Origin of the sequence: Prauserella endophytica (assembly GCF_005146945.1) — a bacterium.
GTDB classification, from domain to species: Bacteria; Actinomycetota; Actinomycetes; order Mycobacteriales; family Pseudonocardiaceae; genus Prauserella_A; species Prauserella_A endophytica.
Genome location: NZ_SWMS01000044.1, coordinates 17,854 through 30,561, shown reverse-complemented (window position 1 = coordinate 30,561; position 12,708 = coordinate 17,854). Strand labels below are relative to the sequence as shown.

The window sequence follows — 12,708 nt, the reverse complement described above, 5'->3', positions numbered from 1 at the left end:
CCACGCCATCCAAGCCGACCTCGCCAACCTCACCACTTGACCTCTATAGGAGCATCCTTCACTGCGTTGATCGAACACAGCGGCGCGCAGCGCCTCCGTTTGGGTGGTGGCGGGAGACGGGTGGGCGCAGGCAAGGTGGCCTTCACCGCAGTCCGGGGTCCGCTTCGGGGTCAGCTGAGGAAGGCGTCGCGGAGGGGGCCCAGGGCGTCCAGCAGGCCCAGTTCGCGGGCCTGCTCGGCGGCCGTCGCCCGGACGTCTGGGGCCAACTCGGCCGCCGTCGGCGCCAGCCGCTCGTGCTGCTGGGAATCGAGGCGTGCGAGCAGGTCGAACAGGGCGTACCACAGGTCGTGCTCGTGGGCCGCCAGCACGAGCCCGCGGTAACGGCTCTCCGGCAGCGTGCCGAGGAGGAAGCCGGCCTTGCCCTTGTCGTCGAGCAGGAACGCGACCCGCAGCACCGCCAGGTCGTCGAGCACGGACAGGCCCACCGCGGCGACCTCGTCGGGGACCTGTCCCACGAACCGGCCGAGGGTGATCCAGTCCTCGCGCCGCCGCAGCTCGCCGCTGACGGCCGTGACCGTGCCGGTCGGCAGCCTGGCGACTATGTGCGCGGCGCGCCGGGGGTCCAGCTCCGCGGCGACGTCGGCGAGGAACGCGGGGGAGAGGCGGCCTGCGATCTCCACGCCCCGGCCCGCGTCGACGAGCCCGGCCATCCGGGCGGCGAGCAGCGGTCCGAATGCCTTCTCGGCGATACCGGCGAGCACCGCCGCGGGCAGGAGCCTGCTGGCGGCGGCCATGCGGCGCAGCGCGCCGAGGTTGGCGTCGAAGAGGGTGTCGGTGACCTGCTCGCGCAGCTTCCTGATGTCGGCGGTGGGCACGTTGCGCAGGAAGCCGAAGCGCTCGGGGTCGGCGCCGAGCACGCGCGCCAGCTTGAGGACCTCGGCGCGGGCCTCGAGCCGGTCGAGTGCGTCACTCACAGCCCAGCCGCCTTGCGAACGGCGCCCCTGAGCAGGAACGGCACGTGCGAGAGCGACTCCTCGGCCGCCGCCGACAACGCCGCGGCCTGCTTGCGCCTGGCCTGCCGCAACGCCTCGCCGAGTACCTCCTTGTGCTCCTCGGCGAGCGCATCGATGCCGGGCGGAAGTGGCGTGCCGAGCTGCTCGGCGAGCGTGCGCTGCGAGCGGGCCATAGTCGGCCATGATGCCTTACGGTGCGGGTCATGGCACTCAAGATCGAGACTTCCACGATCAAGGTCGGCGACCTCGGCGCCTACCTCTCCCGCCCGGATGGCGGTAGCACGGGCGGCATGCTCCTGCTGCCGATGATCACCGGGATCGGGGAACAGGTCCGCGAGTTCGCCGACGACCTCGCGAGGGCGGGCGTCACCGCGCTGAGCTGGGACCCATGGCACGGGCCGAGCTTGGACGACACGCCGAGGGAGCGGCTCGCGGAGCTGATGGGGCAGCTCGACGACGAGACGTGCCTCGACGAGATGCGCAGGCTCCTCGACCACCTTTTCGGCGAGCTGGGGGTCACCAGGGCCGGCGTGATCGGCTGGTGCCTCGGCGGGCGGTTCGCGCTGATCCTCGGAGCGCGTGACGAGCGGCTCGCGAACGTCGTCGCCTACCACCCGACGGTGCCCGGCACACCCGCTCCCAACCACACCGTCGACGCCGTCGAGCACACGGCCCGCATCGGCGCCCCGGCGATGATGCTCTACCCGGGCGCCGACGCGATCGTGCCGCACGAGAGCTTCCACCGGTTGCAGACCGCGCTGCAGTCCCGCGAGACCGGGCCGAGCATCGTGCACGTGTACCCGCGGGCCGAGCACGGTTTCTCCGACCGCAGCAGGCACGGCAACGAGGTCAACGCCACCGCGTACGCCCTGTCGTGGCCGCAGGTGCTCGAGTTCGTGAAGGCCACCACCGCTTGACTTTCGGCAGTGCCGCCCGCGGGGAGCCGTCGGTAGCGTCCGGACTGTGAACGAGAGGTGGCGGCGCCGGGCGGCGGTACTGCTCGACATCGCCGTCTGGGCGTTCGTGTGCGTGGTGTGCGGGTACGAGGCCCGCCACAACGAGACGCCGTGGGAGCTGGTCGCGGGCCTGGTCACGGCGACGGTGGCGATGGCGACGGCCAGGCGGATGCCGCTCGTCTCGTTCACCGTCGCGGCTCTGTCGAGCTACGCCGTGCTGTTCAACTACCTCGGCCGGTTCCCGGTCTGGCCCGTGTTCCTGATGCTCGCAGCCGGCTACTTCGCGGGCAGGCGCATGGTGCGGGTGCGGCCCGCGCTGCTCGTGCTCGCTGGCATCACCGTGGGCGGCGTGCCGGTGTCGTTACTGGCCCCGGAGGGCATCGAGAGCTGGCCGACCCTGCCGTTGACGGTGCTCTTCGCCGCGTTCGTGCCCTGGCACCTCGGCCGGTACGTGCGACTGCGCGAGGACCTGCTGCACTCCGGCTGGGAGCGGGCCGGGCAGCTGGAGGCACAGCAGCGCAGCACCGCAGAGCAGGCGCGCCTTCGGGAGCGAGCGCGGATCGCCAGCGACATGCACGACTCGCTCGGCCACGAGCTGAGTCTCATCGCGTTGCGGGCCGGTGCGCTGGAGCTGGCTCCCGAACTCGGCGAACGGCACCGCGCCGCCGCAGGTGAGCTGCGGGAGAGCGCTGCGGCCGCGACCGAGCGGCTGCGCGAGATCATCGGCGTGCTGAGGGAGGACGCGCCGCCCGTGGAGCCCGCCGGTGGGTCGGTCACCGACCTGGTGGAGCGCAGCCGAGCCTCCGGGCTGGTGGTGGAGGCGCTCGTGGACGACGGCGCGGCCCCGCCCATGGTGGAGCGTGCCGTGTACCGGGTGGTGCAGGAGTCGCTCACCAACGCCGCGAAGCACTCGCCTGGCGCGGCCGTGACGGTCGAGGTTCAGCGTGGGCACTTGGAGACGCTCGTGACCGTCCACAACGGACCTGCCGGGGGCGAGCCGGAGTCCGCTGCCTCCGGGCAGTACGGGCTCGCCGGGCTGCGCGAGCGGGTCCGGCTGCTCGGCGGCACGTTGCGGGCTGAGCCCGAGGACGGCGGGTTCGTGGTGGCGGCCCGCCTGCCGCACCACGCCTCGCCCGCGGAGGAGGAACCGGCCGGGGACGGGTCGGAGTCGGCTCGCCAGCTCGCACATGCCCGCCGTCAGGTGCGGCGCACGCTGCTCAACGCGCTGCTGATCCCCGCGGCCGTGGTGTTCGTGCTGTTCGCGGTGAGCACTGTCTACTACGTCTACAACGTCTTCGCCTCCGAGCTGGACGCCGACGACTACGAGCGGCTCCAGGTCGGCCAGCTGCGGGCCGACATCGAGCTGGTGCTGCCGTCGCAGGAGCGGCTGGAGGCGCCGGAGGGCCCCGAGCCGCCGGGGGTGGTGTGCGAGTACTACGGCACCGACGCCGGGCTGCTCGGCTGGAGCGGGGATGCCTACCAGCTGTGCTTCGCGAACGCGCGGCTGGTGTCGAAGGAACGGATCTCGCGGGTGGAGGGGGACGACAATTGATCAGGGTGCTGCTGGCCGACGACGAGGCGATGGTGCGGGCCGGGGTGGCGGCGATCCTCGCGGCCGACGGCGGCATCGAGGTGGTGGCCGAGGCCGCCGACGGGCACGAGGCCGTGGAGCAGGTGCGGCTCACCCGGCCCGACGTGGCGCTGCTCGACATCCGCATGCCGCGCCTGGACGGGCTCGCCGCGGCGCGGGAGATCCGTTCGGTGCGGCCGGACACGGCGGTGGTGATGCTGACGACGTTCGGTGAGGACGCCTACATCGGCACGGCGCTCGGCGACGGCGCGAGCGGGTTCCTGCTCAAGTCGGGCGACCCACGCGAGCTGATCGCGGGCGTGCGGGCGGTTGCCGAGGGCGCTGCGTACCTGTCGCCGAAGGTCGCCAAGCGGGTGCTGACCCAGCTTTCCGGGGGGCCGCAGCTGTCGAGGAGCGCGCAGGCGAAGGAACGGGTGGCCGGGCTCACCGAGCGTGAGCGGGAGGTGCTCGCGCTCGTCGGTTCCGGTTTGTCCAATGCGGACATAGCTAAGCGCCTGCACGTGGTGGAGGGCACGGTCAAGGCCTATGTCAGCACCATCCTGAGCCGGCTCGGGGCACGCAACCGCGTGCAGGCGGCGATCACGGCTTACGAGGCAGGCCTGGTGTGATCGCGGGCGGCCGCCAGCCCGCTGCGAACTCGTTCTGCCGCAATGCGAACGCCGCGGGCATCCGGCGCAGAACTCCGTTGCGCAGCGCGCCGAGCAGCGGGCTGCGCAGCCCGTTGCCGAATCGTCCCGCCAGCGCGGAGGCCCGCACTATCGCCCGCGTGCGGGGCCCGCGGGCGGCGTCGTAGGCGGTGAGCGCGGACCCGACGTCGGCGTTCCCGGCGACGCACGCCGCGAGCACGGCGGCGTCCTCGATCGCCTGACAGCCGCCCTGGCCGAGGAACGGTTTCATGGCGTGCGCGGCGTCGCCGAGCAGCGCGACGCGGCCTGCGGCGTAGGTCGGCAGCCGTCGCCGCTGCACCCGCAGATCGTGGTGCAGGACGGCGTCGGGATCGGTGTCGGCGACCAGCGAGCGCACCACGGCAGGCCACCCGGCGAGCCGACTCAGGACGTAGCCTTTCGGGTCGGTGTGGTGGGTGCCCTCCCCGGCGACGAACGACGCGAACCAGTACCGCGCGCCGCCAGCGAGCGGGATCGTGCCGAACTCGGTCCCCGGCCCCCAGCAGATGCCGAGGCCCACGTCGGGGCGGTCGTGGGTGAGTGCGCGGAAGGCCGTGAACCCGCCGTGGACGGTTCCGGAGTGGGCGGGCCACAGCGCCGCGCGCACGCGGCTGTGGATGCCGTCCGCCCCGACGACGAGGTCCGCGTGCTCGCTGGTGCCGTCGCGAAAGGTCACCCTTCCCTCGCGGCTCACCGTCTCGACCTCGGTGCCGGGACGCAGCGCCCCGGGCGGCAGGGCGTCGCGCAGAAGCGCGATCAGGTCGGCGCGGCGGATGCCCACGAGCGGTGAGCCGAACCGGCGCTCGAACGCCGCGCCGTCGAAGCGGATGATCGGCCTGCCCTTCGCGTCGTGCACGCCGCCGGACCGCTGCGGCGCGAGCAGGGGAGCGAGGCGGTCGCCGAGGCCAAGCGCGCCCAGTGCGTGCACGGCGTTGGGCCACAGCGTGATCCCGGCGCCGATCCCGGTGAACTCGGGCGCGCGCTCGACGACGGTGACCCGCAGCCCAGCCAATCGCAGGCCGATGGCCGCGCTGAGCCCGCCGATGCCGCCGCCGATGACGATCGCGGTGTCCATGACGCCCACTCTACAGCTGTAGAGTGAGGGCATGGACTCACCGAGGCTCGCGCGCATCGGCGACGCCGCGATCGGGCTGATCGCGCGCGAGGGACTGCGCGGGCTCACCCACCGCGGGGTGGACCGGGAGGCGGAGCTGCCCCCGGGCTCGACGTCGTACTACGCACGCACCCGCCTCGCCCTGCTGGAGCTGGCGATCGCGCGGATGGTCGAGCTGGACGACGGCCACCTCGCGCGGCCGGTCGAGGGGCCGGACGACGCGGCCGAGGCGATCGCGGCGTTCCTGCACCACTCCGTCACCGACGGCCGCACGCGCACCCTCGCCCGCTACGAGCTCGCACTGGAGGCCACCAGGCGGCCCGAGCTGCGCGCCGCCTACGACCGGGGCGGTAGGCAGCTGCGCGAGCACGCGGCCACGGTGCTCACGAAACTGGGCGCCGTTGAGCCGGAGGCACATGTGCGCACGCTCGTCGGCTGGTGTGAGGGAATCGCCTTCGACGCGCTCGCGGGCGCCGGCGGCGAGCCCTCGAGAGAGGAACTCGCCGCCGGCGCGCGCAGTCTGTTGTGCACGGTTCTGGGGGGACGTTAGGCGTCGCGCCGCCGTAGCACCGCGTCGCCAGCCGCGAGCGCCGCGACCACCCACCCGGCCAGCACGCCGATGCCGGCGAACTCGTTGTACGGCACCGGATTCCCCGACAGGGGACTCGGCTCGCCCTCTCCGAGCATGACGTTGACCCCGGCGATGCCCGGCAGGTAGTCGAGCGCCGCGACCAGCCCCATGCCGCCGAGCAGGAGTGGCGCCACCAGCAGCAGCAGGAAGGTCACCGTCAGCGCACCGGCGACGCTGCGCAGCGCCACCGACACGCCGACCGTGAACATGCCCAGCAGCGCGCAGTAGGCGCCCGCCGCCAGCGCCGTTCGCACGGCCTCGCCGATCGACGTGTCCGGCACCCGGTCGTTCAGCAGCGGCACGCTCACCGCGATCGCCAGCGCCGCCAGCACCACGCCGAGTACGAACAACGTGGGCGCGAGCACCGCGCACTTCGCCACGAGCACCCGCCTGCGCACCGGCACCCACTGCAGCGTCGAGCGGATGCTGCCCGTCGCGTACTCACCGGCCACGAAGAGCGCGGCGAGTGCCAGCACCACGAACTGCACCAGGTAGAACACGCCGTCGACCGCGATCCGGCTCGCCGGGAGGTCCGTCGACTCCGAGATCGCCGTGAGCCCGGCCTGGCCGGCCATCAGCACGACCGCGCTGCCGAGACACCACCACGTCGAGCGCACCGACCACAGCTTCGTCCACTCCGCGTGTGTCGCCGCCATCGTCAGACCCCCAGTGCCCGCTCGGAGACGCCGTACTCCACGGCGCTCGCCGTCAACTCCAGATACGCCTGCTCCAGCGACGCCGTGCGCGGCGACAGCCCGTGCAGCCGCACGCCCAGCGCGTGTGCCGCGTCGCCGACCCGCTCCACCGGCATGTCCCGGACCACCAGCTCGCCGTCCGAGGGCAGCTCCACCTCGGCGCCGTCGCGGCGCAGCCGTTCGGCCAGCACCCTCCGGTCCCCGGCGTCCGGCAGCCGGACGTGCACGGCGGACACACTGTTGTTCGCGATGAACTCCTCGATCGGCGCGTCGGCCAGCAGCCTGCCCTTGCCGATCACCACGAGCCGGTCGGCGGTCAGCTGCATCTCGCTCATCAGGTGGCTCGACACGAGCACGGTCCTGCCCTCGGCGGCCAGCGAGCGCATGAGGCCACGCACCCACAGCACGCCGTCGGGGTCGAGCCCGTTCACCGGCTCGTCGAACATCAGCACCTTCGGATCGCCCAGCAGCGCGCCCGCGATGCCCAGCCGCTGCGACATGCCCAGCGAGAACGCGCCCGTGCGCTTGCGGGCTGCCTCGGTGAGCCCGACCTGCTCCAGCAGTTCGCCGACCCGCCGGTCGGGGATGTCGTTGCTGCGGGCCATGGCCAGCAGGTTCTTCTCCGCGGTGCGGCCGGGATGCAGGGCCTTCGCGTCCAGCAGCGCGCCGACCTGCCGCAGCGGGTGCGGCAGTTCGGCGTAGGGCCGTCCGCCGACCAGTGCCAGCCCCGACGTCGGATGGTCCAGGCCCAGCACCATGCGCATGGTCGTGGACTTGCCCGCGCCGTTCGGGCCGAGAAAACCGGTGACCGTCCCCGGCTCGACGTCGAACGTGAGGTCGTCCACCACTGTTTTGGCCCCGTAGCGCTTCGTGAGCGAACGCAGCGTGATCATGTTCTCCTCCGTGGACTCGTGCAGGTCACGAAGCTAGGGGCGGGAGGAGCGCCGACACACTGCCCGATCGCAACAGGCAGGAGCCGACTTTCGTCGGGCACAATGCGGCCCATGACGAGCGGTATGCCACGGCGCGGGCGAGACGTGACCATCGTGGACTTCGTGATGCTCGCGCTCGCGATCTTCTCCGTGGTCCTGCTCTGCTACATCATGTTCTTCGAGCACTCGGCGCGGACCGCCCGCACCGTCTTCATCATCGACACGTCGATCTGCGGCGTGTTCCTGATCGAGTTCCTGTGGCGGTGGCGGGCGGAGGGCTGGGAGAAGTGGTTCCCGCTCCGCCGCTGGTACGAGGTGCTCGGCATGATCCCGATCGCCCACCCCGCGCTGCGTGGCTTCCGGCTGCTGCGGATCGTGGTGGTGGTCGTGCGGCTCGCGCGTACCGCCGACCGCGCGTTCGGCGAGCAGTTCACCCAGCGGCTCGTCGAGCGCTTCTCGCGGCCGATCGTGCTGGCGATCAAGAAGCCAGTCACCATCGCGGTGCTCGACGAGGTGGTGAAGGTGCTCGAGACCGGCAACTACCCGGAGAACCTCGCCCGTTCGCTCGCTAGCCACAAGGAGATGCTGCGGGAGATCGTCACCGAGAAGCTCAAGAACGACCCGCAGGCCGGTCGGCTCTCGAGGCTGCCGTTCCACGACGAGATCGTCAAGTCCGTTGTGGACACCTCGATCCGCGTGATCCTGGACGTGCTCACCGACGAGCGCATCGACCGGTTCTTCGCCGAGGTGGTCAGGGAGAACCGCGAGCAGATCCGCGAGGCCGTGCAGCTCGGCCTCCACGAGGAGGACGACGAGGAGCTGGCTGCCAAACTGCCCGTTCGTCCGGAACGGTCGCTGTACACATGAACAAGCGGGAGAACCAGCGGCCACCCGGGGCCGCCGACTGGCACGCGCGGATGGCCTTGCGCGGTGGCCCGGTGACGCATGCACTCGCGCGGGCGGGCGCACTGCTGTTCGCCTTCGCCGGCGCGCTGGTGATGCTCGGCGTCGTGGTGCTCTACGCGGCGAATCCGGGCGAGGAGGCCATGGACAACTCCGTGGCCGCGAACGTGGTGGGCGGGATCGTCGTGTTCGTGCCCATCGGGGCCGTCGGCTTGGGACTCATCGGCCTCGCGGCGCAGTACGCGGCCCGGTCGTGGCTGCGGACCCCGACCGAGGCGGAGCGGCGCGCCGCACGCGATGCCGAAGCACGGACTGCGCGTTTCGCCAGGGAGGGTCTCCGTCCGGAAGGCCGCTGGGCGCGCTCGTTCGAGACGTGCGCGCGGTCGGTCACCGCGTTCCACGCCGTGGTCGGCACGCTCCCCGAAGGCGCGGCGCGAAGCTGGTTCGCCGACATCGGCGAGACCCTCGACGGCGAGCTGTCGGAGGCGCTGCGGCTCGCGAGGCTCGGGGAAAGCCTGCAGCCCGGGGACACCGGTGAGCCGAGTGCGATGTCGCTCAAAGTCGCCGAACTACTGCGTGCCGCGGAAACCTCCTTCGCCGAGACCACCGAACGGGCCGCGGCGATCGCACTGGGCCTTCGCGACGATTCCGACTTCGTCCGGGTCCGCGCCCAGCTCGACATGCTCGCCGAGCAGGCGCCGAACCTCCGCGCCGAGGGCCTCACCTAGCGCCCCCGCGTCAGGGCGCCGCCGCAGTGAAGGCCACCTTCACCGCGGTTCGCCGGGCTCATCTGGCACGCCGCTTGGCGCCACGGGCGGGTTCCGCGGTGAACGGGTCCTCCGGCCACGGGTGCTTCGGGTAACGGCCCCGCAGCTCCGCCCGCACGCCCGGGTAACCGTTGCGCCAGAACGACTCCAGGTCGGCCGTCACGGCGGCGGGGCGGCCCGCCGGGGAGAGCAGATGCAGCACCACGGGCACCCTCCCGCCCGCGACGCGCGGGGTGGCGAGCCAGCCGAACGTCTCCTGCAGCTTCACGGCGAGCACCGGTTCCCCGCTCGCGTAGTCAACCCGGATGCGGGAGCCCGTCGGGACCTCGATGCGGTCGGGCGCCAGCTCGTCCAAGCGGCTCGCCTCCGGCCACGGCAGTAGCCTGCGCAAGGCGGCCGCCGTGTCGATACGGGCGAGGTCCGCGCCCGTGCGCACCGCGGACAGTTCCGGCTCCAGCCAGTCACCCGACCTCGACAGCAGCGCCTCGTCCCCGGTGTCCGGCCACGGCGCGCCCACGTGCTCGTGGAGGAACGCCAGCCGCTGCCGCAGCCGAACGGCCTCGGCGGGCCACGACAGCAGGCCAAGGCCCTCCCGGCGAAGTCCCTCGCGCACGGCTTCACGCACCCGTGCCGGGTCCGGCTCTGGCAACGGGCGTTCGGCGAGCGTGATCGCGCCGAGCCTGCGCACCGACCGGGCCACGAGCTCGCCTCCCGCGAAGGTGATCTCCTCCGACTCGGTCACCAGGTTCGCCGCGATGCGTGTGGCCAGCGCCTCGTCGGCCCTCGCGGCCAGGCGGATCACGCCGTGCGCGCGGCCGGGCTCGCGGGTCGCCTCGGCCACCGCGAGCCACTCGGACTCGCCGAGGCCGCTGCCCGGCGGCAGCTCGGCCGCCGTCCCTCCGGCCATCAGGTACACGTTCGAGCCCTCACCTCGGCGGCGCGCGAGCCGCTCGGGGTGGGCCAGCGCCACGACGGCGGCCGGGTCCGGCGCCTCCCTCCCGCCCTCGACCAGCCCGGCGAGCCTCCGAACCTCCTTGCGCAGGCGCCCGTTCGGCTCTCCCGCGCGGCTGCGCAGCTCGGCCTCCACGTCGGTCAGCCGGGCTCCCTCGTCCAGCAGCGCGACGACCTCGGCCGCCGAGCGGGCGCCGACCTCGGCCGCGCCGTCGAGCAGCGCGCGGGCGAGCCGGGGGTGCAGGCCGAGCGCGGCCATGCGGGTGCCGCGCTCGGTGACCGTCCCGTCCTCGGCCACGGCGCCGAGCGTGTGCAGCAGCCGACTCCCCGCCGCCAGCGCGCCCTCCGGCGGCGGGTCCCACCAGCTGAGCCCGCTGCCGTCCGGTGTAGACCAGCGCGCGAGTTCCAGCGCGAGGCGGGACAGCTCGGCCGTGCGGATCTCGGGCTCGGGATACGCGGGCAGGCTCGCGTGCTCGTGGGCGGGCCAGCAGCGGTAGACGGTTCCGGGGCCGAGCCGTCCCGCCCGGCCCGCTCGCTGGTCCGCCACGGCCGCCGACACCCGCACCGTCGCCAGGCCGGGCAGGCCGCGGCGGTGGTCGACCCTCGGCACGCGAGCCAGCCCGGAGTCGACCACCGCCCGCACCCCGGGCACGGTGAGGCTCGACTCGGCCACCGCCGTCGCCAGCACCACCCGCCTGCGCGGCCCCTCGGTGAGCGCGGCGTCCTGCCGGACGGCCGACAACCTGCCGTGCAGAGGGAGGACGTCCACGCCGGGCACATCCAGCAGGGCCGAAACCCTCGCGATCTCCGCCGCACCCGGCAGGAACCCGAGCACGTCACCCTCCGTTTCGGACAGTGCCGTGCGCACGGCGCGGGCGAAGCACGCCTCGATGCGCTCACCCCGTGACGGCGGGTGGTAGGCGATGTCGACCGGGTGGCTGGTGGCGTGCGCCGTGACGACCGGAGCGTCCCCGAGCAGCGCGGCGAGCCGGTCGGCGGCCACGGTCGCCGAGGTCGCGAGCAGCCGCAGGTCCTCGCGCAGCCCTTCCCGCACGTCGAGCAGAAGCGCCAGCAGCAGGTCCGCGTCGAGGTGCCTTTCGTGGCACTCGTCGAGCAGTACCGTCGAGACGCCCGGCAGCTCCGGGTCGTGCTGGAGCCTGCGCACCAGCAGGCCCGTGGTGACGACCTCGATCCGCGTGCGGTTCGACGTGCGCCGGTCGCCGCGCACCGCGTAGCCCACTGTCCCGCCGACCGGCTCTCCGAGCAGCGCGGCCATGCGGCTCGCGGCCGCGCGGGCGGCAAGTCGCCGCGGCTCGGCTACCACGACCCTGCCCTCGGCGGCGTCCGCGAGCGCGAGCGGCACGAGCGTGGTCTTCCCGGTGCCCGGCGGTGCGACGAGCACGGCGCTGCCGTGCCGGCCGAGCGCGGCGTCCAGATCGCCGAGCACCTCGCGCACCGGCAGGGCGGGCAGCTCCGCTGTGACGAGCCTCGCGACCGGCAAGCTTGCCTCCTCACAGCCTTCTCAGACGCGGTCACTAGCCTAGGTCGTAGAAAGCACGAGGAAGGACCCCAGTGGGCGGAGCGGAGCGGACCGCGCGCAAGCGCCGGCAACAGCAGCTACAGCAGCAGTCGGCCGGGAAACAGGCGGTGGCGAAGGCCAGGAAGGGCACCGACCCGAAGCGCGTCGGCATCATCGTCGGCGCGATCGTGGTGGTGGCTGCCGTGGTGATCGGCGGTCTCATCTGGACCAACAGCTCGCAGAACGCCACCGAGGGCCAGACGATCCCCACCACGCAGGCGCAGGCCTCGGAGTACCCCGAGCGGCGCGACGGCCTCGTGGTCGTGACGGGCAACCCGGACGCCCCCGTGACGATCGACGTCTACGCCGACTTCCTGTGCCCGGTGTGCCGCCAGTTCGAGGAGGCGTACGGCCAGGAGATCCAGCAGAAGGTGGCACAGGGCCAGCTGCGCCTGCGCACGCACATGGTGCCCATGCTGGTGGAGGCATCCGACCCGCCGGGGTACTCGCTCGACGCCGCCAACGCCTCGCTGCTCGCCGCCGACGCTGGCAAGTTCACCGCGTTCCACGACAGCCTGTTCGCCAACCAGCCCGAGGAGGGCAAGCGCGGTTACAGCAAGGAACAGCTGATCCAGCTCGGCCGCGACCTCGGCATCACCGACCCCGCGTTCGCCCAGGGCGTCAACAGCGGGAAGTTCGACAGCCAGCTCACCGCCGAGATGGAGCGCATCAGCAACGACTCCTCGCTGCACCAGGACTTCGGCAATGGCAACCGCGGTTTCGGCACCCCGACCGTCACCCACAACGGCAAGATCGTCGACTTCACCGACCAGCAGTGGCTGAACAAGCTCCTCTCGAACGCGCAGAGTTAGCCGTTTCCCCTTCTCGTGCACTGTCGGTGTTCTAATCTGAGCCCGGAGTGCTCGCGGGAACCGTTCGCGTGCCCCCGGCGTCGCACTCCCGGGTACGAG

General features: G+C 72.7%; 13 protein-coding genes. 7 read left to right on the top strand and 6 right to left on the bottom strand.

Translation table 11 applies throughout. The annotated features are described in order from the left end of the window. Nucleotides 1–170: 170 nt before the first annotated feature. On the bottom strand, nt 171–974 hold the full coding sequence (locus FCN18_RS36740; RefSeq protein ID WP_137097321.1) for a hypothetical protein: 804 nt from the start codon (nt 972–974) through the stop codon (nt 171–173). Next, on the bottom strand, nt 971–1,186 hold the full coding sequence (locus FCN18_RS36735) for a hypothetical protein (RefSeq protein ID WP_112276590.1): 216 nt from the start codon (nt 1,184–1,186) through the stop codon (nt 971–973). Before FCN18_RS36735 ends, FCN18_RS36740 begins: the two co-directional genes overlap by 4 nt. 30 nt (nt 1,187–1,216) lie before the next feature. Between FCN18_RS36735 and FCN18_RS36730 the strand changes: the two genes are divergently transcribed. The 3 genes from FCN18_RS36730 to FCN18_RS36720 are packed head-to-tail and all read left to right on the top strand — an operon-like array spanning nt 1,217 to nt 4,168. Further along, entirely contained in the window at nt 1,217–1,930 is a 714-nt protein-coding gene (locus FCN18_RS36730) for a dienelactone hydrolase family protein (RefSeq protein ID WP_112276589.1), read from the top strand. Nucleotides 1,931–1,976: 46 nt separating this feature from the next. Then, nucleotides 1,977–3,521, top strand: a complete 1,545-nt coding sequence (locus FCN18_RS36725) for a sensor histidine kinase (RefSeq protein ID WP_137097320.1) — start codon at nt 1,977–1,979, stop codon at nt 3,519–3,521. Next, the gene (locus tag FCN18_RS36720; protein ID WP_113644937.1) at nt 3,518–4,168 is read left to right on the top strand and encodes a response regulator transcription factor; all 651 of its coding nucleotides are present in this window, start codon (nt 3,518–3,520) and stop codon (nt 4,166–4,168) included. The genes FCN18_RS36725 and FCN18_RS36720 overlap by 4 nt, the downstream gene beginning before the upstream one ends. Here FCN18_RS36720 and FCN18_RS36715 read toward each other — a convergent pair. Next, nucleotides 4,140–5,300, bottom strand: coding sequence for an FAD-dependent monooxygenase (locus tag FCN18_RS36715; protein ID WP_137097319.1), 1,161 nt, complete (start codon nt 5,298–5,300; stop codon nt 4,140–4,142). The two genes, FCN18_RS36720 and FCN18_RS36715, sit on opposite strands and share 29 nt — an antisense overlap. A gap of 31 nt (nt 5,301–5,331) precedes the next feature. Between FCN18_RS36715 and FCN18_RS36710 the strand changes: the two genes are divergently transcribed. Next, nucleotides 5,332–5,889 carry a TetR/AcrR family transcriptional regulator gene (locus FCN18_RS36710; RefSeq protein ID WP_137097318.1) on the top strand — a complete coding sequence of 186 codons (558 nt, stop codon included), beginning with the start codon at nt 5,332–5,334 and terminating at the stop codon, nt 5,887–5,889. Here the strand turns inward: FCN18_RS36710 and FCN18_RS36705 are convergent. Together FCN18_RS36705 and FCN18_RS36700 are read right to left on the bottom strand one after the other, a co-directional pair. Beyond that, nucleotides 5,886–6,626, bottom strand: a complete 741-nt coding sequence (locus tag FCN18_RS36705; RefSeq protein WP_112276579.1) for an ABC transporter permease subunit — start codon at nt 6,624–6,626, stop codon at nt 5,886–5,888. The genes FCN18_RS36710 and FCN18_RS36705 overlap by 4 nt on opposite strands. A 2-nt stretch (nt 6,627–6,628) precedes the next feature. After that, the gene (locus FCN18_RS36700) at nt 6,629–7,558 is read right to left on the bottom strand and encodes an ABC transporter ATP-binding protein (RefSeq protein ID WP_137097317.1); all 930 of its coding nucleotides are present in this window, start codon (nt 7,556–7,558) and stop codon (nt 6,629–6,631) included. A 111-nt stretch (nt 7,559–7,669) separates the two neighbouring features. Here FCN18_RS36700 and FCN18_RS36695 point away from each other — a divergent pair, with 111 nt between their 5' ends. Together FCN18_RS36695 and FCN18_RS36690 are read left to right on the top strand one after the other, a co-directional pair. After that, nucleotides 7,670–8,464, top strand: a complete 795-nt coding sequence (locus FCN18_RS36695) for an ion transporter (RefSeq protein ID WP_137097316.1) — start codon at nt 7,670–7,672, stop codon at nt 8,462–8,464. Continuing rightward, nucleotides 8,461–9,228: a hypothetical protein gene (locus FCN18_RS36690; RefSeq protein ID WP_137097315.1), complete on the top strand. Its 768-nt coding sequence runs from the start codon at nt 8,461–8,463 to the stop codon at nt 9,226–9,228. The genes FCN18_RS36695 and FCN18_RS36690 overlap by 4 nt, the downstream gene beginning before the upstream one ends. A gap of 58 nt (nt 9,229–9,286) precedes the next feature. On the opposite strand, the gene hrpB is transcribed toward FCN18_RS36690, so the two are convergent. After that, on the bottom strand, nt 9,287–11,719 hold the full coding sequence (gene hrpB, locus FCN18_RS36685; RefSeq protein ID WP_137097314.1) for an ATP-dependent helicase HrpB: 2,433 nt from the start codon (nt 11,717–11,719) through the stop codon (nt 9,287–9,289). A 71-nt stretch (nt 11,720–11,790) separates the two neighbouring features. On the opposite strand from hrpB, the gene FCN18_RS36680 reads away from it, so the two are divergent. After that, on the top strand, nt 11,791–12,609 hold the full coding sequence (locus tag FCN18_RS36680) for a DsbA family protein (protein ID WP_112276569.1): 819 nt from the start codon (nt 11,791–11,793) through the stop codon (nt 12,607–12,609). Nucleotides 12,610–12,708 lie beyond the last annotated feature (99 nt).

Bases quoted from the DNA above. Each gene is read 5' to 3' on its own strand.
- FCN18_RS36700 (WP_137097317.1), bottom strand. From the start codon at position 7,558: ATGATCACGCTGCGTTCGCTCACGAAGCGCTACGGGGCCAAAACAGTG.
- FCN18_RS36690 (WP_137097315.1), top strand. From the start codon at position 8,461: ATGAACAAGCGGGAGAACCAGCGGCCACCCGGGGCCGCCGACTGGCAC.
- FCN18_RS36705 (WP_112276579.1), bottom strand. From the start codon at position 6,626: ATGGCGGCGACACACGCGGAGTGGACGAAGCTGTGGTCGGTGCGCTCG.
- FCN18_RS36715 (WP_137097319.1), bottom strand. From the start codon at position 5,300: ATGGACACCGCGATCGTCATCGGCGGCGGCATCGGCGGGCTCAGCGCG.
- FCN18_RS36735 (WP_112276590.1), bottom strand. From the start codon at position 1,186: ATGGCCCGCTCGCAGCGCACGCTCGCCGAGCAGCTCGGCACGCCACTT.
- FCN18_RS36695 (WP_137097316.1), top strand. From the start codon at position 7,670: ATGACGAGCGGTATGCCACGGCGCGGGCGAGACGTGACCATCGTGGAC.
- FCN18_RS36730 (WP_112276589.1), top strand. From the start codon at position 1,217: ATGGCACTCAAGATCGAGACTTCCACGATCAAGGTCGGCGACCTCGGC.
- FCN18_RS36710 (WP_137097318.1), top strand. From the start codon at position 5,332: ATGGACTCACCGAGGCTCGCGCGCATCGGCGACGCCGCGATCGGGCTG.